Origin of the sequence: Streptomyces sp. NPDC059788 (genome assembly GCF_042732265.1) — a bacterium.
In the GTDB taxonomy this organism is placed as follows: Bacteria; Actinomycetota; Actinomycetes; order Streptomycetales; family Streptomycetaceae; genus Streptomyces.
The window spans coordinates 36,023-55,157 of sequence record NZ_JBHWHY010000001.1; the positions used below are offsets into that span (position 1 = coordinate 36,023).

Here is a 19,135-nt window from a genome sequence, read left to right on the forward strand (position 1 = left end):
CCGTGGCTGACACCGTCAAAGGCGACCTGTGGAAGGCCCTCAAGCACCCGAGGGCCCGGCCGTGGCTGACCGTGGCCGCGTCCATGCCGGCGAGCGTCGGCACCCACGCCCTGTGGGGCGGATCGCCGGCGGCCGGTGTCGGCCTCACCCTGGCTGCGGGCCTGCTCACCGTCTCCACCTGGTGGGCAGGCAAGGGCACCAGCGAGGCGCGCCGCCTGCACGCCACCCTGTCCACCGCCGCGGGCACGTCCTTCCTGGTCGTCGCCACAGTCGCTGACCCCTTCGACCCTTTCCTCGCGTCCACCTGGGCTATCGGCGGTGCGGTAGCGGCGGGCGGCTGGAACATCCGCCAGGCCCTGCGCACGAGCCCCGACGCGAAGTCCGGCGAGCAAGCCGCAGGCGAGACCGGGCTGCTGGTCAAGAGCCTCGGCAAGGCCAAGCTGGCGCTGCGGGGAGAGCCGAAGGTCGAACCGAACAAGGTCACCGCCCCTTACAAGATCACCGATCCTGGGGCGCTCACCAGCGCCGAGATCGGCCGCCGCATCGAGAACATCGCCGGTGAGCTGGGCATCTCCGCGGCAGCGATCCGCAACGTGATGAACACCGAGAACGCATCCGAGGGCGAGTTCGTGTTCGTCCCCAAGGACATGCTCGCGGGCGGAGTCCCGTACCCCGGACCGTCCGCCCCGGGCGGCTGCATCACCGAACCGATCGTCAACGGCATCTACGAGGACGGCGAGCCCGAACGCTTCTGGTACCCGGCCGACGAGAAGACGCGCCGCAACGCCACGCACTTCGGCGTGTTCGGCATGAACGGCTCCGCCAAGTCAACCGGCACGGTCTACGCCCTCATCGAGGTTCTGACCAGGTACAACGCCATCGTGTGGGGCGGTGATCCGGCGAAGGGCATGCAGACCTTCGGCCCCCTGCTGCCCTACATGGACTGGGTGGAGATCACTCAGGCGGGCTGTGAAGCGATGGTCGATGCACTGCCGCATGTCATCACCGCCCGCGCCGACGAGCTGGGGCGCAACGGGTTCAAGAACTGGACGCCCGAGGCGTTCCACAAGCTCGGCATGCCGTACATGGTCGTCGTGCTTGAGGAGTCCGCGAAGCTCTTCCGCAACGGCAGCGAGCTGGAGCCGGTCGTCGAAGCAGCCCGGTCGGCGGGCATCAGTGTCGAGGTCAGCCAGCAGCGCCCCTCATCCACGTCCATGCCCACCGACGTGCGCGAGCAGCTCGGCGGCGTCCGCTGCTACGGCGTCAAGGGAGCCACCACCGCCGACATGGCTCTGCCCGACGACGTCCGTGACGCCGGCGCCCGCCCCGAAGCCTGGGAGAACCGCAAGCCCGGCTACCACTACCTCGTCGCACCGGGCGTGGACGAAGAGCGCTATTCGATGAAGGCCCGCCACTGGGACCCGATCACCGACGACGAGATCCGGCAGGTCCTGGAGCGCGACGCCGTCCACACGCCGGCCGGAACGACGACCACCGTCGCCGCGGGCGAGGCATACGCCAACCGCGCCATCTACACGCCCGGCCAGTCCCTGACCAGCATCAACCCGAAGGAGGCCGTCATGTCCAAGCAGGACGCCGAGCGGGAGGAGGAAGCCCGCCTGGAACGCCAGGTCGAACGCGACATCGTCGCGGCCGTCGGCGACGACGATGACACCCCGGAGCCCGCCGTCGACCCCGACGCGGAGATCCCGCCGGTGGCCAAGCCGTGGAAGTTCCCCAACCAGCCGCCCGCTCAGGGCGACAACCGCAGCCCGAAGGAGGCTCTGGCCGGGCTGCTGGCCATGCTCGCCGAACTCCGCGCCGAAGGCCGAGAGACGGTCGGGCCGAAGGACTTCGGGCCCTTCGGCAAGGGCTCGCGGATCGGCCGCGCCCGCTCCTGGGTCTCGGAGAAGCTCACCGACCTCGCCGACGAGGGCGTGTACCTCGAAGAGACCGACGAGGTGGGCGTCTACAAGCTGCTCGATCCCGAGCTGACACCCGCCTGACCTGCACCGACACCGCTGACACCTTGATCAGGTGTCAGAAGGGGTGTCAGAAGCCGCTGACACCCCTCCCCGCCTTAGGTAATGCGCGTGCGCGCGCGAGCTGACACCCACCTCTGACACCCGCTGGCACCCCCTTGGCTGACAGCGGGTACAAACCGCCACGAAACGGAGAGCGAAATGACCTTCGAGCCGCCCCGCTACACCTGGACCGCCGACACCGTCTACGACGCCCTCTCGGTCCTCCAGGCTGCCACTGACTTGATCGAATCGCACGCGGCGACCCTCGCCCCGGACAGTCGTGAGCGCCTCGAAGTGAAGCGCAGCGCCTCCACGGAACTCAGCGTCACGCTCGACCTGTCCACCCTCGTCGAGCAGATCAACAACGCGACCGCCGCCGCCGAACAGGCCTACCGCAACCGCTGACCCGCCCCTGACCAGAGGAGAGGCACATGTCCAAGAAGAACGCCCGCTACGAGGCCGAGGTGGAACTCGAACTGTCCGACGGCTCCCGCGTCACCTACCGCGGTGACGGCGTCGGCCCCGACGACGAGACCGGCGACCAGGTTCTGAACGGCGCCGAGAAGGCAGCGCTCGCGCAGGAGCCCGGCGCTCGCGTCGTCAGCTCCCGGGCCCGCCGCGCTTGACCGGCTGCCCCAACCCGTCAACCGAGAGGAGCCCGCCATGGGCTGGTTCAGCCGAAAGACCAGCGATCCCGATCCGTTCGACACGGGCGAAGGGAAGCGGGAGGCCGCAGCCGATGCGGAGCGTCAGGCCGCCGCGTTCCGCGCGAAAGGGGACACAGCGGCTGCCGAGGTCTGCGAGCAGTGGGCTGCCAAGACCCGTCGCGACGCTGACGACCTCGACACCTGAGACGCGCTGACCGGCCGCCCCCGATCCGCCCGGCACAGGCCGGGCGGTGAGGAGGACGCCGGGCAGCCCGCCCGACGCCGAACCCGAAGGAGAGCGTCATGGACACCGACATCAGCCGGCGCGAGGTCGCCGATGACATCCCGCTGCCCCCCGGCCACCAGATGCGGGCGACCAGCGCCGACGGCGGCGTGGTCATCGACGTGGCCGTACAGGCCGTCGCCCACTGCCACACCTGCACCACCACCGTCCCGTTCGGTATCGGCGAGGTCCACGGCAGCGCCCAGAAGTACGTCGACGGGCCCTACAAGACCGGTCTGAAGAGGGCGTGGGACTGGACCGACCGGCACCTGACCGCCTGCGCCAAGGCCCGCCGACACCTGCGCCGGCCCTCCACCGGCCCAATGACCGACTGCGAGGCGTACCAAGGGCTCCCGCCGCAGGAGACCGCGCCGGTCGCCCACATGGCCGCCGCCCTCTTCCACCTCCGGCAGGCCGTCGCCACCGCATCCCAGGCCGACAGGGCCAGCTGGCTGACCGGCAACGCCGACCTGATCGAAGGCCAGCTGGCGCTCCTGCGCGGCGCCGCCAGCAACCGCACCGACACCAACCGCCCCTGAGAGGAGCACCATGCCCATCACCACCGAGACTTGCTACGTGGCCCGCTGCGACGTCTGCGGCGCGGGCTGGAGCGACGACTTCACCGACTTCACCCAGCACTTCGCCACGGCCGACGACGCGCTCAAGGCGGCCAGCGCCGACCCCGCATGGACCGTCAGCGACGATCGGATCGTGTGCCACGTCGGCGGCTGGATCAACACCGAGCATCAGGCCGCCATCGACAACAACCGCCCTTGAGGGGAGCCCCATGGCCTGGCGCCGCTACACCAAGGCCGACCGCGCGGCCATCGCCGCCGACTACCAGCAGTCGGCCGACCGGGCCCAGAAGATCGCCGACCGCCTGACCGCCGACGGCAAGACCACCGCAGCCGGGATACACCGGCGCGCCGCCGAGGAGCGCCGCGAGATCGCCGACGCGGCGCGTGAGTCCAGCGACCGCCTCAACCAGCACTTCAACGACTGACCCGACCCGAGAGGAGCCTCATGTCCCCGCAGCCGCTGCCCGACCCGCAGCACCAGCACGGCGGGCAGCGGCTGCCCGGCTGGCCCGTCGAAGCACCCCTGCACGGGCCCGTGGAGCTGTACGGCGAGCGCGATCCGGTCGTGTGGGTGCCGGATGCCTACGGGCAGATGGTGCCGATGCGCCGCTCCCAGGCCCCGGCGCCCGTCCAGCCCACCCCGCCCCGCGACCTCACCCCGCAGCCCCTGTTCGATCCGCTGGCGCAGCGGCTCCTCGGCGGAGGTATCGGCGGTGGGATCTTCGCCGCCGGTGTCGGCTACGGAGTCGGGCAGGCCGCCAACGGCCTCACCGGACTCGGTGCTGGGGCGCTGTTCTGGCTCGCCGTCATCGTCCTCGCCGCCAAGCTGCCTCGCGGCCGGAGCGGCGGCGACACGTACAACGTCACGACGACCGTGCACACCGCCAGCCGCTGGTTCGGCAGCAACACCACCAACATCCACTGAGGAGTAGCAGATGGCACCCTGGACCGGCCGCATGAAGACGTCCCTCCTCGGCCGGCACGTGCACCCCGCCGAGTTCTCCACCTGGGAGGGTGCGCGCCGCTACCACGAGCGGCACCGGCGCAGCCGCGAGACGCTGGCGCACCTGCGGGCCACGATCCCGGAGCGGGGGATCGAGGAGCCCCTGCTGATCGGCGTCCGCGAGCGCGACCGGCATGTGTTCGTCTACGAGGGACACCCCCGGGCCGTCATCGCCCTGGAGATGGGCGTCCCCAGCTTCCCGTTCCGCTGGTTCTGGGACCCGCACCTCACGCAGGTGCAGGCCGAGCCGTTCCCGTGGCACGTACTGGGTCGATGAAGAGAGGATGAAGCCATGAAGCCTCGCGCGAAGCCCATGGTGCAGCAGCCCTACGCCCCCGAGCAGCCCGCCGTGAACCAGCATGCGGTCGTCCGCACCCTCGGTCCCGGAGCCCTGACCGACCCGGCGCTGATGGCCATCGTGGACGCGGCGAACGAGATCGCAGCCGAAGCCGGGACGACCGCCGACCGGCTTACCGACGAACAGGTCGCACGCGCCATCGCGTTGGGCCGGGAGCGCCACGCACGGGGCTGATTTCCGTCTGTGCTTGACCGTCGATCACCGCTATGTCACAGTGACCGCAGGCACCAGTAGTGTGCCCTTCAACCACCAGGAGCCCCCGACACGGTCGGGGGCTTTCTGCATGCCGGGGAGGTGCAGCGATGCGGCCCCACGAGCTGTTCCCCGACGACCTCGTCTACGCCCACGACGCCGAACGCCTCACCGGCGTCCCCGCCACCGTCATCCGCAAATGGGCCTCACGCGGCAAGATCCAGCGCTTCCAGGGCGACGGCCGGCCCACCGGACTCGGCCACAGCGCACGCACCATGTACGCCCTCCCCGAGATACGCGCCCTCGCCCCCACCTACCGGCCCACCCCCCAGCGCGCACCCCGCGCCGCCTGACCCCCGACCGGGCCCGACGTCCCCCAGGGCGGGCCCAGCCTGCTGCCCGGCACCCCGGCGGCCCGCCGGGCAGCAGGCACCCCGACGCGAGAGGAGCCGCCCATGCCCACGAGCATCGACGAGGGCAAGGACTGGTCCCTCCAGCACTTCCAGCGCCACCAGCCCGACACGGTCACCGACGTCGGACCCGGCGACGGCACCTACGCCAAGCTGCTGCGCCCGCACGAGCCCGACGAGCCGGGCGTGTGGTGGACGGCCGTCGAGATCCACAAGCCGTACATCGGCCGCTACAAGCTCAAGGCCAAGTACGACGAGGTGCACCACCTCGACGCCCGCCGCGCCCCCGGCCACCTCTACCACCGGGACCTCGTCATCTGCGGGGACGTGCTGGAGCACATGCCCCGCGAAGACGCCGTCGACCTGCTCCGCCGCATTGAGGCGGCCGGGGCGTGGCACATCCTCGTGTCCGTGCCCATCGTCGACGCACCCCAGGGCGAAGTCGACGGCAACCCAGCCGAGGAGCACGTCCACCACTGGGACGCCGACGACATGGAAGACGTCCTCCGCAGCCTCACCGGAGGCCGCGGGTACGGCTTCGAAGGCATACGCGGGCACACGCTCGGGGTTTGGTGGTGGTCACGGCGTGAGTGAGCGCGAAAAGCCGGCGCCGATGGGCCTGCACGCCTGGATCACCCGGCGAGTTGACGCCGCCGAGGAGGCGGCGCGCCGCCAACTGGTCGGCCGCAAGGTCGTCGTCTGCCCGAACGACGGCAGCCGAGCCATCACCGGGACGATCACCGAGGTCGATCAGAGCGCCGAAGGGCTGGAGCTGACCGTCACCGGGCGGGAAGCAGCCCCGTTCGACAGTCGCCTCGCTCCGCTGGAGGCAGAGACCGCCGTGCTCCGCCGCTGCGAAGCCGACCGCCGCATCTTGGCCCGGCACACCCTCGACACCAGCCAGACCGCGTTCACCGCCGCCTGTGAGGGCTGCGGCACCGACGAGTGGGGCCTGCCGAACACCGAGAACCTCAACGACTGCCCCGAGCTGCTCGATCTCGCGCACGCCCACGGGCTCACCGACGAGATCCTCGCCGGACTCGACAGGCCCGAGCCGCCCGAACGGCGCCCGCGCGTCGCCCACTGGCTCGCCATCCCCGCGCGCACGCCCATGAGTGATGTCCCTGAAACCCTGCGCGGACCCCGATGGGACAGCCGCGCCCGACCATGAAAGGCCCGCGCCGATGGCCCGCATCCAGATCCTCGAACTGCCCAGGCTGACCAAGCCGACCATCGCCGTGCTGGAGGTGCTGCTGTCCGCGTCCGATGACGCCCCCGCCTGGGGGCTGAGCATCTGCCGTGACGCCGACCTCGGATCTGGCACCGTCTACCCGATCCTCGACCGCCTCAAGACCTACGGCTGGGTGACCGCCCGCGTCGAGGCCGAACCTCACCCGGGACGTCCTCCGCGGACCTACTATGCGCTCTCCGGCATCGGCCGGGCGCAGGCCCATGCGGCCCTGGAAACCCGCTGTGCACGCCGCCTGCAGAGAGCTGGAGGCTGACGACATGTCCATCGACGCGCTGTCATGAGCGGCAGCTGGCAGGGATCGGACCGCGTGAAGCGCCTCCCGCCCGGCTGGAAGACGATCCGCGCCCGCGTTCTGGCCCGCGATCCGATCTGCAAGCTGTGCGGGGTACGGCCGTCCACACACTGCGACCACATCCAGGCCAAGACCGACGACCACCGGCCCGAAGCCCTTCGCGGCGTTTGCGCTCCTTGTCACATGCAGCTCTCCTCGAAGCAAGGTAACGACGCGCAACGTGAAAAACTTCCTCCAACTCGCGGTCACCCGAGGGAAGTTCACCCCGGAATCCTGCGAGATGACCGATAGGATCGTGGCAACAAGAAACCCCGGCGAGTGCTGGTGACACTCCCGGGGCGTGGCCGATCTAGCGAGGAGATCGACGTGGCCCATGCTATATGCAAGGTCGTAGACTGTGACCGTCCGGTAAAGCGTCTCGGCTGGTGCAACATGCACTCGGCGCGCTGGTATCGAACCGGCAGTGTTGAAGACACGAGGATCAACAACTTCGCCCGGTACGAGGTCGCAGACAACGGCTGCTGGATCTGGACGGGACCGCTCTTTCAGAGCAACGGATACGGCCAGATGAGTCGGGTTTATAAGGGCACGAACCTCGCCTATCGGGCTTTCTATCTCAAGCATGTCGGCCCCGTTCCGGAGGGCCTGCAACTGGATCACCTCTGCCGAGACCGCCGATGCGTGAACCCGCAGCACCTGGAGCCGGTCACTGCGTCCGAAAATCTCCGGCGCAGCAGCATGGGGTACGGAGCGCGCGAACTGTGCAAGGCGGGGCTGCACGACATTAAAGACCCCGCCAACTGGTACGTTCCGCCGGGGCAGCCGAACCATCGGACCTGTTATCCCTGCTCGAAGGCCAAGTGGGCTCGACAGGACGCGCGCCGTCGTAAGCCCATCGTGACTGACTGAGGCAAACGTCGCAGCCCGCTACCTGAACCGATCGACGGCACCCAGGACCAGCCCGAGGAGTGATCCACGTGGCCAGCAAGGGACGCGGCAGCAAGCGCGGAGGCAACGCCCAGACCCTGCGCAACTACTGGAGCAGCGGGGCAGGCGCAGCCAAGATCCGATGGGGAACGCCAGGCGACTGGAAGCGGTGCGTCCGCGCCGTGTCCAAGTACATGGGACCGAGGGCCAAGGGCTACTGCCAGCTCAGGCACGTGCAGGCCACCGGCACGACCACCTCACAGCACGCCAAGGCCAGCAGGCGCAGGCGGTAGCCACCCACCCGACGGGCAGGGCGGGCCGGCGCGGGCAGGGCACCGAGGGAGGCAGGCATGGACGTCTCCCGTGTGCGCGACCGCATCGCAGTGATCGCCAAGAGCGCGAGCAGCGACGTTGAGCAAGCTCACGGACTGGAAGACGATCTCTATCGTGACGTGCTCAAGGTCATCGCGCAGACGTCGAGTGATCCACGAGCGCGAGCCCTCGCAGCGGAAGCGATCAAGGCGTCAGAGATCGACTTCGAGCGCTGGTACGCATGATCCGCACACCTTGATCGCCCCTGGGGGGTGATCCCCTCCCCGGTGATCACAGCCATCGGGGCCGTATAGCACCTGAGATTCCGCCCGGGTTTCCTAGGGCGGCCGGCCGCCCCGGAGGCGTGCCGCATGAAGACCGTGGCGGCGTCCTGGAGGCGCGGCCGTTCGCACCGAGACCCTGGAGGTCGTCATGGGTGCACGGGGACCAATCGGCAAGCGCTCCGAGGAGCGCATGGGTCACCGCTCCAAGAACGAGAAGGACACGATCACCAAGGCCGCAGCGGGCCCACCGGCCGACCTGCCGGACCTGCCCGACCCGGATCCGCTGTGGCATCCGATCGCCACCGACTGGTACCTGTCTCTGCGGGAGTCGGGGCAGGCGGCGTTCTACCAACCGTCGGACTGGGCGGTGGCCCGGTACGCGGCGGAGCTGATGTCCCGGGGCCTGTCGTCGGACCGGCCGCCGAACGGCCAGTACGTCAGTGCACTCGACAGCGTGATGGCACGGCTGCTCACGACCGAGGGCGACCGTCGGCGGGCGCGGATCGAGCTGGAGCGCAAGCCGGCCGGGCCGCAGCTGGCCGCGGTAAAACCGCTGGACGCTTACCGTGACCTCGCAGGCGGCTGAGAAGACGGTCCCCGAGGTCGTCGAGCCGTTCACGATCGGACCGACATGGCAGCGCGGCCCGGACGGGCGGTTCCTGCTGCCGGAGTACACGCTGGGCTGGCACTGCCTGGCCTGGACGGCCACCTACCTGCAGCACTATGTGGGCAAGCCGTGGCACTACACGCCCGAGCAGGCCCGGCTGACCCTGTGGTGGTACGCCTTGGACCCGGTGACGAACCGGTTCCGGTGGCGGGACGGGGTCGTGCAGCGCCTGAAGGGGTGGGGCAAGGACCCGTTGATCGCGACGTGGTCGGCGTTCGAGTTCGTGGGCCCGTGTCGCTTCGGCGAGGTCGCGGACGAAGGCAACGAGTGGGGCGTGCCGGCTGGGCAGCCTCTGGGGCAGCAGCATCCGGCGGCGTGGGTGCAGATCGCGGCCGTGAGCCAGGACCAGACGCGGAACACGATGACGTTGTTCCCGTCGATCCTGTCAAAGCGGGCGGTCGAGGAGTATCGCATCGACCTCGGCAAGGAGATCATCTACGCAGACAAGGGGCGGGCGCGGATCGAGGCGGTCACCAGCTCGCCGCGGGCCTTGGAGGGCGGCCGGCCGACCGCCGTGAACCTGGGGGAGACCCACCACTGGGTGGAGGCGAACCAGGGGCACGAGATGGCCGCGGTCATCGAGCGCAACGCCACCAAGTCGGCGGACGGGCAATCCCGGACGCTGGCGAACACCAACGCTTACGAGCCGGGCGAGGACAGCGTCGCCGAGCGCACTCGGGAAGCCTTTGAGTCGGTCGAGTCCGGCCGAGCGGCGGATACGGGCTTGTTCTACGACTCGCTGGAGGCGCCGGCGGAGGCTCTGCTGACCGAGGAATGGATCGTTCCGACGTTGAAGGCGGTCCGCGGGGATTCGGTCTGGTTGGACATCGACCGGCTGAAGGCGTCGATCCTCGACGTGCGCAACCCTCCGAGCCGCAGCCGCCGCTTCTGGTTCAACCAGATCGTCGCTGCGGAGGACGCGTTCCTCGCGCCCTACGAGTGGGACGCCTGCCGCCAGGACGACGCCGGGCTGCAACCGCACGACGAGATCGTCCTGTTCTTCGACGGCTCCAAGAGCGACGACGCCACGGGCCTGGCGGCCTGCCGCATGTCCGACGGCTTCGTCACCGCCCTCGGGGTGTGGCAGCGGCCTGCGAACTGGCCGAAGGACGTGCCATGGCGGGTGCCGCGCGAGGAGGTTGACGGTCTGGTGGACCAGGTCTTCGCCGACTGCCGGCCGATCGCGTTCTTCGCCGACCCGGGCGCCGGCCACGACGACGCGGACGGCGAACGGTATTGGGACGGCTACATCGACGCGTGGGCGCAGCGGTACGGGAAGCGGTTGAAGCTGAAGGCGGTCACGGGCGGCGTGAACCGGCACGCGGTGCTGTGGGACATGCGCGACCGGCGTCGCCAGCAGGCGTTCACGGAGGCCGTGGACCGTTTCTACCGGGACGTGCTGGAGCGGCAGCTGGCCCATGACGGGCACCGGGTGCTGCGCCAGCACGTGGCGAACGCCAGGCGGCGCACGAACCAGTGGGGCTACACGATCGGCAAGGAGCACCGCGAGTCGGCCCGCAAGGTCGACCTGGCGGTGTGTGCGATCGGGGCGCGGATGCTGCGCCGGATGATGCTGAACTCGACGGCGTGGGCGAAGCGCGGCCGGCCCGGCAAGGGGAGGGTGGTGGTGCTGCGATGACCGCCACGATTCCCGAGCTGCCGCTGCTGTCCCTCAGTCCGGATGAGCTGGACCTGATCACGGCCCTGCGAACGGACCTGCTCAGCTCTCGCTTCAAGCTGGACCTGCTGGACGCTTACTTCAACGGCGAACAGATCGTGCGCGACCTCGGGATCAGCATTCCGCCGCAGCTCAAAGGGCTGCATACGGTGATCGGCTGGCCGCGGATCGGCGTGGAGGCGCTGGAGCAGCGACTGGACCTCGAAGCGTTCCGGTGGGCGGACGGCTCGGACGCTTCGGACCTGGAGGAGATCGCCGAGGCGAACGATCTCTTCGACGAGGCGAGCCTGGCACATCTGGACGCGCTGACCTATGGCCGGGAGTACGTGACGGTCGGTTCGGGCGACTGCGGTACCGCCGACTGCCCGCCGCTGATCACGTTCGAGTCGCCGCTGGACATGACGATGTTCTGGGATGCGCGGTCGCGGATGGCGACGGCGGCGCTGCGGGAGTGCATCGAGGACGGCGTGCGCCTGGTGACGCTGTATCTGCCCGACGAGACGATCCACGCCGCCGAGGTGGAGGGTGGCTGGGAGGTCTTCGACCGGGACCAGCACCGCCTCGGCGTGGTACCGGTGCTGCGTATGGCGAACCGCCAGCGAACAGCGGACCGCGTCGGGAAGAGCGAGATCACGCCCGAGGTCATGAGCATCACGGACGCGGGATGCCGCCGGCTCATGGGCATCGAAGTGCAGAGCGAATTCTTCGGGGCTCCGCAGCGTTACATCCTCGGCGCATCGGAGAGCGCCTTCCAGGACGCCGAGGGCAACGCCAAGAGCGCCTGGGACACCTACATCGGCCGCGTGCTGGCCCTGGAGCGGGACGAGGACGGCCAAGTGCCGACCGTAGGGGCGTTCACCGCGCACGACCCGTCCGGACAGACGAAAATCATTGACCTGTACGCCCGGATCATGGCGACGCAGCTCGGCCTGCCGCCGCACATGCTCGGTTACACCAGCGACAACCCCGCGAGTGCGGACGCCATCCGTTCCAGCGAGGCGATGCTGGTGAAGAAGGCCGAGCGCCGCATCCGCCGCTTCGGGGCGACGCACCGGGACGCGATGCGCCTCGCCCTGTGGGTGCGCGACGGGGAGCCTCCGGACAAGACGCGCCGCATCGAGGCGGTCTGGCGCAACCCCGCGACGCCGACGATCGCCGCTCAGACGGACGCAGCGGTCAAGCTGGCACAGGCCGGAATCGTGCCGGCAGAGTCGGACGTGCTGCTGGAGATGGCCGGCTTCACCGAGGACCAGCGCCGCCGCGTGGCTGCGGAGCGGCGCCGGGCGCAGGGTGCGAAGATCCTGGACCGTCTGGCGCAGTTGGGCGAGCAGGACGACGCGCAGCAGTCGCCGGAGCCGGAGGACGGCGATGGCGACGGCGATTTCTGACGGCGGCGGCGATGCCGCTCGGCAGCGGGCGGCGCAGCACGGCCTGACGCGGCTCTTGGCGCGGGATATGCGGCGTCTGCGGCGCATCATCATCCCGTCGCGGCTGCAGGCCACGGTGCCGGACTGGATCGAGGCGGTGCGCGAGCTGGTGGGCCAGTACGGGCAGGCGTCGCAGTCGCTGGCCGCCGACTACTACGACGCGCAGCGGACCGCGGCACGGGTGACGGGCCGGTTCACGGTGCCGCTGCTGGACCCGCCCCCGGATGAGCAGGTCGACAGCTCGCTGCGGTGGGCGACGAAGGACGTGTGGCCGCGGGAGCCGGAGCAGGCGACCGAGGCCCAGCGCGAGTCGCTGGATACACGGCTGCAGCAGGCCGAGAAGAAGGCCGAGGGCGTCGCACAGAAGCTGGTCGCCGACCAAGGGCGCGGCGTAGTCCGTACTGCGGTACAGCAGGACAGAACCGCCATCGGGTACGCGCGAGCGGCAGCCCTTGGCGCGTGCGCTTTCTGCAAGCTGATGGCGTCCCGGGGCGCTACGTACAAGGACTTGGACGCTGCTGGCCGGCTCGCCAATGAATCCTTTGTGGGCGAGGACAGCGTCATCAAGTTCCACGACAACTGCCACTGCCAGCCTGTTCCGATCTTTCGCGGGCAGCGCTTTGAGCTGTCCGATCATGCGCGTGAGTGGGAGCGGCTGTACCGGGAGTACGCAGCGCCGTACTCCGGAGACCAGCTCCGCCGTTTCCGGCGGGCGCTGGCCGAGCACGGGCATCTGCCCGCCGCTCGCTGACCAACCCCACGGCCGCCCTGGTGGCGGCCTTTCTCAGCCCCTGGAGGGCCGTACCGCCATGCCCGAGAACGAAGAGCCCGAGCAGAGTGTCGAGGAGCCGCAGGAGCCCGAGACCGCCCCGGAGGCGGACACGGGAGCCGAGGAGGAGCCGTTCGACGCGGAGCGCGCGAAGAAGGCGCTGAGCAAGAAGAACGCGGAGGCCAAGAGCCTGCGCGAGCGCCTGAAGGAACTGGAGCCCCTCGCCCGCAAGGCGAAGGAGCTGGAAGACGCGCAGAAGTCCGAGCAGGAGCGACTCACCGAGCAGCTGAGCGCAGCTCAAGAGCGCATCAAGAACGTGCAGCAGCGCGCGGTGCGCTCTGAGGTACGAGCCCTGGCCGCCGGTGACTTCGCCGATCCGGAGGACGCGCACGCCTTCCTCGACCTCGACAGCTTCGTCGACACCGACGGCGAGATTGACACCGACGGCATCAGCCGCAGCCTCGCCGATCTGCTCAAGCGCAAGCCGCACCTGGCGAAACCAGCCGCGGAGGGCCCGCGCTCGCCGCGACCGGATCGCACGCAGGGCTCTTCGGGCAACGGCAACCGACCATCCCTGAAGCCGGAGGACGAGTTCGCCGGCTGGCTCACGAAGGCCCTCAACGGGGGCCGCTGAGAAAGGTAGCCCCTGATGGCTCACACCGATCCGATCAAGCTGTCGGACATCAATCCGACGTTCCTGCCGCCCACGATCGTGGCGCCCATCTTCGAGAAGAGCGTCGAGACGTCGGCTGTCATGTCGCTGGCCCGCCGCGTGCCGCTGGCCATGACGGCCAACACGGCGGTGCCGGTGCCGCTCGACGTGCCGACCGCCGACTGGGTGGACGTCGCAGGCCGCAAGCCGCTCGGCACGGGCGGTATGGACATCAAGCAGATGTCCGGCAAGAAGATCGCGGTATTGATCCCCGTCGCGATGGAGGTCGCGAACTCGAACGCGGCCGGGCTGTGGGCGCAACTGCAGCAGGATCTGCCGACCGCGTTCTCCCGGGCGTTCGACCGGGCGACGATCCACGGCAAGACGATGAAGGGCGCCACCGGGCCGTTCGCCGACTACCTGGCCATGACGACGAAGAGCGTCGCGCTGGGTACGGCATCGCAGGGCACGGGCGGCATCTGGAAGGACGTCGTCGACGGCATGGAAAAGATCGTCGATGACGACTGGGACTACACCGGAACCGTCGCCGACTACCGCCTCAAGCCCAAGCTCCTCGGTGCGACGGACACCACCGGCCGCCCGATCCTCGTGGACACCACCGTGCCGGGCACCGGCGCGGCGCTGGCGGGGACGCTGGTGGGCGAGCCCATCGCCTACTCGCGCAGCGTCTCCGGCAAGGTCCGCCGCCAGTCCACGAGCACGGACTCGGGCCTGCGGGCGATCGGCGGCGACTGGTCGCAGACCGCCTACGGCGTCGGCATGGACATCTCCGTGAAGATCTCCCGTGAGGCGACGTACATCGACGAGGATGGCGGCGTGCACTCCGCGTTCCAGGAAAACCTGGTCTTGCTCCTGGCGGAGGCGTACTACGGTTTCGTGCTCGGTGACGCCGAGGCGTTCGTGAAGTTCACCGGCACGCCGAGCGGCAGCTGATGGCCGGGGCGGCCAGGCCGCTGTCCATCGTGGCCCGTGTGCACGCCATGCCACCGGAGCACAACGCAGGCGCCGAGCACATGCTGGTGTCGATGCTCCGGCCGCTGGTGGAGCGCGGGCACGACGTGCAGGTGTGGCTGTCCCGCTACGGCAGCGCGCACGAGCCATACACCTACCGTGGCGTGCGGGTCGTGCCGCTGGAAGCGCGGCTGGACTTCGCGACGGTGGTACGCCGGGCCGATGTGCTGGTTTCGCACCTGGAGTGCGTGCCGTCGACGTCGGCTCTGGCCCGCGGCTACGGCAAGCTAGTCGTGGTCGTCTGCCACAACACGCACTCCGCCACCTTCCGGCACATGGCGGCTGGCGGTACCGCCCTCGCGGTCTACAACTCGCTCTGGATGGAGCGGGAGGCGGAGCTGTTCTTCGCCGAATACCCGAAGAGCGTCCGGCCGGACAGCAGCCTGATTGTGCGGCCTCCGGTGTTCGCGGAGGAGTACCGCACGAAGCCCGGCAGAGCCGTCACGTTGGTCAACTGCAATGCGGAGAAGGGCGGGCGCGTCCTGGAGGTGCTGGCCCGCCGGATGCCCGACACGGAGTTCCTCGCGGTGCGCGGCGCCTACGGCGAGCAGATCCTCCCGGACCTGCCGAACGTCGAGGTCGTCGAGCACGTCGACGGGGCGGAGATGCGGGAGCGGGTCTTCGCCCGCACCCGCGTGCTGCTGATGCCCTCCTCTTACGAGTCGTGGGGCCGGGTCGGTGTCGAGGCGCTCGCCTCCGGCATTCCCGTCGTCGCGCACCCCACCCCGGGACTGTGCGAGTCGCTCGGCGAGGCTGGCGTGTTCGTCGACCGTAACGACGTCGACGGCTACGAGGCGGTGCTGCGGAAGCTCGCGACCCCTGCCGAGTACCGGCTCGCGGCGAAGCGCGCCCGCGCCCGCTCCGCGGAGCTGGACCCGGCGGCCGACCTCGCTGCCTGGTGCGACGCCGTGGAGTCCCTGGCCCGATAGGAGGCGCACGGTGGCGTTCGTGACTCCGACGGCCGAGCAGCTCGGCCTCTATCTTGGGCTCTCGGAGGTTGACGGGGCCCGAGCCGACTTCCTGATCCAGCAGGCGGTGGCGCTGTGCGAGTCGGTGGTCAAGCCGCTGCCGGAGCGTGCCACGGCGATCGTCCTGTCGGTGGCGGGTCGGGCCTACGTGAACCCCCAGCAGGTCTCTTACGAGACGATCGGCCCGATGTCCGTACAGCGGCCGTCCGGCTCGGGCGGCCTGTACCTGACCAAGTCCGACAAGGCGGCGCTGAAGTCGCTGGCCGGGCGGGGTGGTGCGTTCACTGTCGATCCGACGCCGGCGACTGCGGACCCGTCGCCGACCTGGCCGATCGACGACACCTACGGGCCGGGCCTGGAGTGGGAGCCGGGCTGGGGGTGGACGTAGATGCCCGCCCCGTATCCCTACGGTGAGACGGTGGTGCGGCTGCGCCGTGGCCCGTCACCGGGCCGGGACGAACGCGGCAAGCCGATCCCCGGACCGCTCACTGAGACGCCGGTGCGGGGCTGTGTGGTGACACCGCGGGCCGAGACGCCTGCGGTGGGCGGTGCCCAGCAGCAGGGCCGGGACACGGTCATCGTCGGCTGGACCGTGTACGCCCCGTCGGGATCGGACTGGCTCACCACTGACCAGGCGCGTATCCGCGGCGAGACCTGCGACATCACCGGCGAGCCGGGTGACTGGGGGCGCTCTCCGTTCACCGGAACGCACGGGCCGATCCAGTTCGCGGCGGACCGGGTCACGGGCTGAGCCGCACTCGCACCTCCTCGACAGCGGCCACGAGTTTCGCGGCGGCGTCGTTCGACCGGTAGGGGATGGACAGGCTGTTGCGGTCGTCGTGCGGTGGCCTGCCGCCGGTGATGAGGCTCTTGCTCTCGCGGGCCGGTTCGATGCCGGGCAGCAGGAACTGGATGTAGCCGTGGAACAGGCGCGTCGCGGGCTTGAGCGTGGTGCCGGTGATGCTGCGGACGCTGAGCCGGTGGTCGACCGGCCGTGAGCCGACTGCCTTCTTCGTGATGGTGATCCACTCTCCGTCGAAGCTGACGCTCGCCTGCACGCCCTTGACTTCCACGCCGCCCCCTAGGTGATGTTGAAGGAGGCCCATCTTGGCAGCCCGATTCCGCATGAAGAAGAGGGGCGTCGGGGAACTCCTGCGCTCGCCGCAGATTGAGGCCGAGATGCGACGCCGCGCCGAGGTCATCAAGACCGCGGCGGTGACGATCGCCCCGGTCGGTGGATCGTCCGACCCGCACCCGGGCAACTACAAGTCGTCGTTCGACGTCACCAGCACCCGCCGGGGCGGACAGCGCCGGGATCGGGCGACTGCGACGGTCCGGAACGGCGCCTATTACGCCCGGTTCGTCGAGTACGGCACCGAACGTGTCCGCGCTCACCACGTCCTGCTGCGGGCCGCTGCCGCGGGCGGCCGGTGATGGCCTGGCCTGACGTCGAGACGCTGCTCATCGGCTGGCTGCGGGAACGCGGCTACGACGCCCGCGACGAGCTGGACAACGACCTCCTCGACGAACTGCCCATTGTGCAGGTCGAAGCGCTGCCCGCCGGGGATGACGACGGGTTCCGCCTGGAACGCGCCCTGCTGGACATCGACGTGTACGCCGCGGACTCCGTGGCCGCCTCGGCCATGTCCGGGCAGATCCGTCACCTGCTGCTGAACGAACTACGGGGCTCGAAGCTGCCCGAGGCGGTCATCGGCCGCGTCGCCACGGTCGCCCGCCCCGCCAGGCGCCCCTACGAGAACACCGGTCTGCGCCGCTACGGCGCCACCTACGAGATCTACCTGCACCCGGTCTCCTGACGACCGGACGGGCCCGCGCCGGACCCTGCCCCGCCCGTGCGCGGGCCCACCCATGTCTGGAGACACCATGGTTTCGATCACCCGCGCCGCGGACCTGACGGTCGTCGGCGCCAACGGCGGCGGCTGGGTCAGCGTCACCGGAACTTCCGCGCCGACGTCGCCGCTTGTGCAGCCGGCCGCCCCGTGGGAGCCGCTCGGCGCCATCTCGGACGACGGCCTGACCTACGGCTTCGATGAGGATTCGCAGGAGTTCACGCCCTGGGGCCTGACCAGCCCGTTCCGCACGCAGATCACCAAGAGCGTGCGGACGTTCGGGCTGACGCTGTGGGAGACGTCGCGGGTAGCGGTGCAGTCCATCATGTACCGCATCCCCGCCGCCGAGCTGGAGCCTGTCGGCGGGATCACCAGCTTCGCCGAGACGGCCTCGCCCGAACCGGACCGCCGCGCCTGGTGGTTCCTGGTCATCGACGGCGACAGTGCCCGCGGTTTCTACGTGCCGCAGGGCGAGGTTTCGGACCGCTCGGACGTCAGCTTCAAGCAGGACGAGATGTCCGGCTACGAGATCACCATCACCGCGTACCCGGACTCGGCGGGCAACACCGTCTACCACTCGGATTCGATTCCGGCGACGCCGCCGACGCCTGGCTCTTGAGCTGGTGGGCGGGCCGACACCGTCGGCGCGGGCCCGGCCCGCCCACCTACCCCCCTCGCCCGCGCCGCTAACAGAAGGAGGCCCGCGCCATGGCCGCGAACGCCCGCAGCACCGCCACTCGCAAGACGCGCACGGTCCGCCCGCCCGCCGCCCCGGAGCCCGTCGAAGAGGACTACGCCGACGAGGACGTGACGGCCGCCGAGGCGCAGGAGATCGAGGCCGAGGGGCGTTACGTGACCGCCCGGCTGGCCGACGAAGAGATCCGGGTCCTGCCGCCCGGAGCGTGGCGCCAGTCGTGGCAGGCCGGGCTGGCGCAAGGCCAGTTCCTCGCCTTCGCGCAGAACGTGGTGCATCCCGACGACCTCGATCTCTATTTCGACATCGACCCGACGAACGACGAGTTCGAGGCGTTCGTCGAAGAAGCGGCGCGGCGCTCCGGTGAGAGCCTGGGGAAATCGCGTGGACCCAATCGGTCATCCAGGCGCACCCGGAGGCGGTAGAGGCTGACCTGCTGGACCGCGGACACGACCTGCTGGACGTGTACCGCGGCCGGATGACGTGGCGGCGGCTGCGGGTCATCATCCAGCACCTGCCGCCGGAGTCGCACACGATGACGGCGCTGCGCAACGCCCTCCCGGCCGAAGACCTGGATCGGCAGGCAGACCAGGGAGAGCCGGAGAGAGGCCGCTGGTCGCAGGCCGAGCAGCTCCTCGCCGCCGTGTATGACCGGCTCGGGCGCATCGAGTACGTGCTCATCTCGGCGAACACCGAGAAGAAGCGCGACCGGCCACAGCCGCCGGAGCCGCTGCGCCGACCGGGCGCCGCACCTCGCAAGAAGAAGCCCGCCGCGATGACCGATGGTGCGGCCGAGACCTTGTTCCGCCTGATCAACGGAGGCGCCGCGTAGCGCA

Annotated in this window: 32 protein-coding genes; 31 read left to right on the top strand and 1 reads right to left on the bottom strand. The window is 69.9% G+C overall.

Annotated features, from left to right (window positions below):
• Positions 1 to 2 precede the first annotated feature (2 nt).
• The 26 genes from traB to ACFV57_RS00440 all read left to right on the top strand — a co-directional run bounded on the left by traB (position 3) and on the right by ACFV57_RS00440 (position 16,506).
• A complete protein-coding gene (traB, locus tag ACFV57_RS00315) occupies positions 3 to 2,006 on the top strand; it encodes a plasmid transfer protein TraB (protein WP_385224033.1) in 2,004 nt (667 codons plus the stop codon).
• Positions 2,007 to 2,183: 177 nt separating this feature from the next.
• Positions 2,184 to 2,429 (top strand): hypothetical protein, encoded by a 246-nt coding sequence (locus tag ACFV57_RS00320; RefSeq protein ID WP_385224035.1) that lies wholly within the window; start codon positions 2,184 to 2,186, stop codon positions 2,427 to 2,429.
• A gap of 26 nt (positions 2,430 to 2,455) precedes the next feature.
• Positions 2,456 to 2,650 carry a hypothetical protein gene (locus ACFV57_RS00325; protein ID WP_385224037.1) on the top strand — a complete coding sequence of 65 codons (195 nt, stop codon included), beginning with the start codon at positions 2,456 to 2,458 and terminating at the stop codon, positions 2,648 to 2,650.
• A 37-nt stretch (positions 2,651 to 2,687) separates the two neighbouring features.
• Positions 2,688 to 2,876, top strand: coding sequence for a hypothetical protein (locus tag ACFV57_RS00330; protein WP_385224039.1), 189 nt, complete (start codon positions 2,688 to 2,690; stop codon positions 2,874 to 2,876).
• Between the two features lie 98 nt (positions 2,877 to 2,974).
• Positions 2,975 to 3,493, top strand: coding sequence for a hypothetical protein (locus ACFV57_RS00335; RefSeq protein ID WP_385224041.1), 519 nt, complete (start codon positions 2,975 to 2,977; stop codon positions 3,491 to 3,493).
• Between the two features lie 10 nt (positions 3,494 to 3,503).
• Positions 3,504 to 3,731: a hypothetical protein gene (locus ACFV57_RS00340; protein WP_385224043.1), complete on the top strand. Its 228-nt coding sequence runs from the start codon at positions 3,504 to 3,506 to the stop codon at positions 3,729 to 3,731.
• 10 nt (positions 3,732 to 3,741) lie between these two features.
• Positions 3,742 to 3,957, top strand: a complete 216-nt coding sequence (locus ACFV57_RS00345; protein ID WP_385224045.1) for a hypothetical protein — start codon at positions 3,742 to 3,744, stop codon at positions 3,955 to 3,957.
• A 20-nt stretch (positions 3,958 to 3,977) separates the two neighbouring features.
• A complete protein-coding gene (locus ACFV57_RS00350; protein ID WP_385224047.1) occupies positions 3,978 to 4,457 on the top strand; it encodes a hypothetical protein in 480 nt (159 codons plus the stop codon).
• 10 nt (positions 4,458 to 4,467) lie between these two features.
• Positions 4,468 to 4,812, top strand: coding sequence for a hypothetical protein (locus tag ACFV57_RS00355; RefSeq protein WP_385224049.1), 345 nt, complete (start codon positions 4,468 to 4,470; stop codon positions 4,810 to 4,812).
• A gap of 15 nt (positions 4,813 to 4,827) precedes the next feature.
• A complete protein-coding gene (locus ACFV57_RS00360; protein ID WP_385224051.1) occupies positions 4,828 to 5,067 on the top strand; it encodes a hypothetical protein in 240 nt (79 codons plus the stop codon).
• Between the two features lie 128 nt (positions 5,068 to 5,195).
• Positions 5,196 to 5,438: a hypothetical protein gene (locus tag ACFV57_RS00365; protein WP_385224053.1), complete on the top strand. Its 243-nt coding sequence runs from the start codon at positions 5,196 to 5,198 to the stop codon at positions 5,436 to 5,438.
• Between the two features lie 102 nt (positions 5,439 to 5,540).
• Positions 5,541 to 6,089 (top strand): class I SAM-dependent methyltransferase, encoded by a 549-nt coding sequence (locus tag ACFV57_RS00370; RefSeq protein ID WP_385224055.1) that lies wholly within the window; start codon positions 5,541 to 5,543, stop codon positions 6,087 to 6,089.
• Positions 6,082 to 6,666 (top strand): hypothetical protein, encoded by a 585-nt coding sequence (locus ACFV57_RS00375; protein WP_385224057.1) that lies wholly within the window; start codon positions 6,082 to 6,084, stop codon positions 6,664 to 6,666. The genes ACFV57_RS00370 and ACFV57_RS00375 overlap by 8 nt, the downstream gene beginning before the upstream one ends.
• 13 nt (positions 6,667 to 6,679) lie before the next feature.
• Positions 6,680 to 7,000 (top strand): PadR family transcriptional regulator, encoded by a 321-nt coding sequence (locus ACFV57_RS00380; protein WP_385224059.1) that lies wholly within the window; start codon positions 6,680 to 6,682, stop codon positions 6,998 to 7,000.
• 405 nt (positions 7,001 to 7,405) lie between these two features.
• Positions 7,406 to 7,948: an HNH endonuclease signature motif containing protein gene (locus ACFV57_RS00385; RefSeq protein ID WP_385224061.1), complete on the top strand. Its 543-nt coding sequence runs from the start codon at positions 7,406 to 7,408 to the stop codon at positions 7,946 to 7,948.
• Positions 7,949 to 8,016: 68 nt separating this feature from the next.
• The gene (locus ACFV57_RS00390; protein ID WP_385224063.1) at positions 8,017 to 8,259 is read left to right on the top strand and encodes a hypothetical protein; all 243 of its coding nucleotides are present in this window, start codon (positions 8,017 to 8,019) and stop codon (positions 8,257 to 8,259) included.
• 57 nt (positions 8,260 to 8,316) lie between these two features.
• Positions 8,317 to 8,523 carry a hypothetical protein gene (locus ACFV57_RS00395; RefSeq protein WP_385224065.1) on the top strand — a complete coding sequence of 69 codons (207 nt, stop codon included), beginning with the start codon at positions 8,317 to 8,319 and terminating at the stop codon, positions 8,521 to 8,523.
• A gap of 187 nt (positions 8,524 to 8,710) precedes the next feature.
• Complete coding sequence (locus ACFV57_RS00400) at positions 8,711 to 9,148, top strand: hypothetical protein (protein ID WP_385224067.1); 438 nt, start codon at positions 8,711 to 8,713, stop codon at positions 9,146 to 9,148.
• Positions 9,129 to 10,868: a terminase gene (locus ACFV57_RS00405; protein WP_385224069.1), complete on the top strand. Its 1,740-nt coding sequence runs from the start codon at positions 9,129 to 9,131 to the stop codon at positions 10,866 to 10,868. Before ACFV57_RS00400 ends, ACFV57_RS00405 begins: the two co-directional genes overlap by 20 nt.
• Complete coding sequence (locus ACFV57_RS00410; RefSeq protein ID WP_385224071.1) at positions 10,865 to 12,295, top strand: phage portal protein; 1,431 nt, start codon at positions 10,865 to 10,867, stop codon at positions 12,293 to 12,295. The genes ACFV57_RS00405 and ACFV57_RS00410 overlap by 4 nt, the downstream gene beginning before the upstream one ends.
• On the top strand, positions 12,276 to 13,085 hold the full coding sequence (locus tag ACFV57_RS00415; RefSeq protein WP_385224073.1) for a hypothetical protein: 810 nt from the start codon (positions 12,276 to 12,278) through the stop codon (positions 13,083 to 13,085). Before ACFV57_RS00410 ends, ACFV57_RS00415 begins: the two co-directional genes overlap by 20 nt.
• A 58-nt stretch (positions 13,086 to 13,143) precedes the next feature.
• Positions 13,144 to 13,737 (top strand): hypothetical protein, encoded by a 594-nt coding sequence (locus tag ACFV57_RS00420; RefSeq protein ID WP_385224075.1) that lies wholly within the window; start codon positions 13,144 to 13,146, stop codon positions 13,735 to 13,737.
• Between the two features lie 15 nt (positions 13,738 to 13,752).
• Entirely contained in the window at positions 13,753 to 14,709 is a 957-nt protein-coding gene (locus tag ACFV57_RS00425; protein WP_385224077.1) for a phage major capsid protein, read from the top strand.
• 47 nt (positions 14,710 to 14,756) lie between these two features.
• A complete protein-coding gene (locus tag ACFV57_RS00430) occupies positions 14,757 to 15,716 on the top strand; it encodes a glycosyltransferase family 4 protein (protein ID WP_385224617.1) in 960 nt (319 codons plus the stop codon).
• Positions 15,717 to 15,726: 10 nt separating this feature from the next.
• Entirely contained in the window at positions 15,727 to 16,143 is a 417-nt protein-coding gene (locus ACFV57_RS00435) for a hypothetical protein (RefSeq protein WP_385224079.1), read from the top strand.
• Positions 16,144 to 16,506, top strand: coding sequence for a hypothetical protein (locus tag ACFV57_RS00440; RefSeq protein WP_385224081.1), 363 nt, complete (start codon positions 16,144 to 16,146; stop codon positions 16,504 to 16,506).
• On the opposite strand, the gene ACFV57_RS00445 is transcribed toward ACFV57_RS00440, so the two are convergent.
• The gene (locus ACFV57_RS00445) at positions 16,496 to 16,828 is read right to left on the bottom strand and encodes a DUF4429 domain-containing protein (protein WP_385224083.1); all 333 of its coding nucleotides are present in this window, start codon (positions 16,826 to 16,828) and stop codon (positions 16,496 to 16,498) included. The genes ACFV57_RS00440 and ACFV57_RS00445 overlap by 11 nt on opposite strands.
• 34 nt (positions 16,829 to 16,862) lie before the next feature.
• Here ACFV57_RS00445 and ACFV57_RS00450 point away from each other — a divergent pair, with 34 nt between their 5' ends.
• The 5 genes from ACFV57_RS00450 (at position 16,863) to ACFV57_RS00470 (ending at position 19,131) form a co-directional block, all read left to right on the top strand.
• Positions 16,863 to 17,189 carry an HK97 gp10 family phage protein gene (locus ACFV57_RS00450; RefSeq protein WP_385224085.1) on the top strand — a complete coding sequence of 109 codons (327 nt, stop codon included), beginning with the start codon at positions 16,863 to 16,865 and terminating at the stop codon, positions 17,187 to 17,189.
• Positions 17,189 to 17,572 carry a hypothetical protein gene (locus ACFV57_RS00455; RefSeq protein WP_385224087.1) on the top strand — a complete coding sequence of 128 codons (384 nt, stop codon included), beginning with the start codon at positions 17,189 to 17,191 and terminating at the stop codon, positions 17,570 to 17,572. The genes ACFV57_RS00450 and ACFV57_RS00455 overlap by 1 nt, the downstream gene beginning before the upstream one ends.
• A gap of 67 nt (positions 17,573 to 17,639) precedes the next feature.
• Positions 17,640 to 18,224 (top strand): phage tail protein, encoded by a 585-nt coding sequence (locus ACFV57_RS00460; RefSeq protein ID WP_385224089.1) that lies wholly within the window; start codon positions 17,640 to 17,642, stop codon positions 18,222 to 18,224.
• Between the two features lie 89 nt (positions 18,225 to 18,313).
• Positions 18,314 to 18,724: a hypothetical protein gene (locus ACFV57_RS00465; RefSeq protein ID WP_385224091.1), complete on the top strand. Its 411-nt coding sequence runs from the start codon at positions 18,314 to 18,316 to the stop codon at positions 18,722 to 18,724.
• A 53-nt stretch (positions 18,725 to 18,777) separates the two neighbouring features.
• On the top strand, positions 18,778 to 19,131 hold the full coding sequence (locus ACFV57_RS00470) for a hypothetical protein (protein ID WP_385224093.1): 354 nt from the start codon (positions 18,778 to 18,780) through the stop codon (positions 19,129 to 19,131).
• The last annotated feature ends 4 nt before the right edge of the window (positions 19,132 to 19,135 follow it).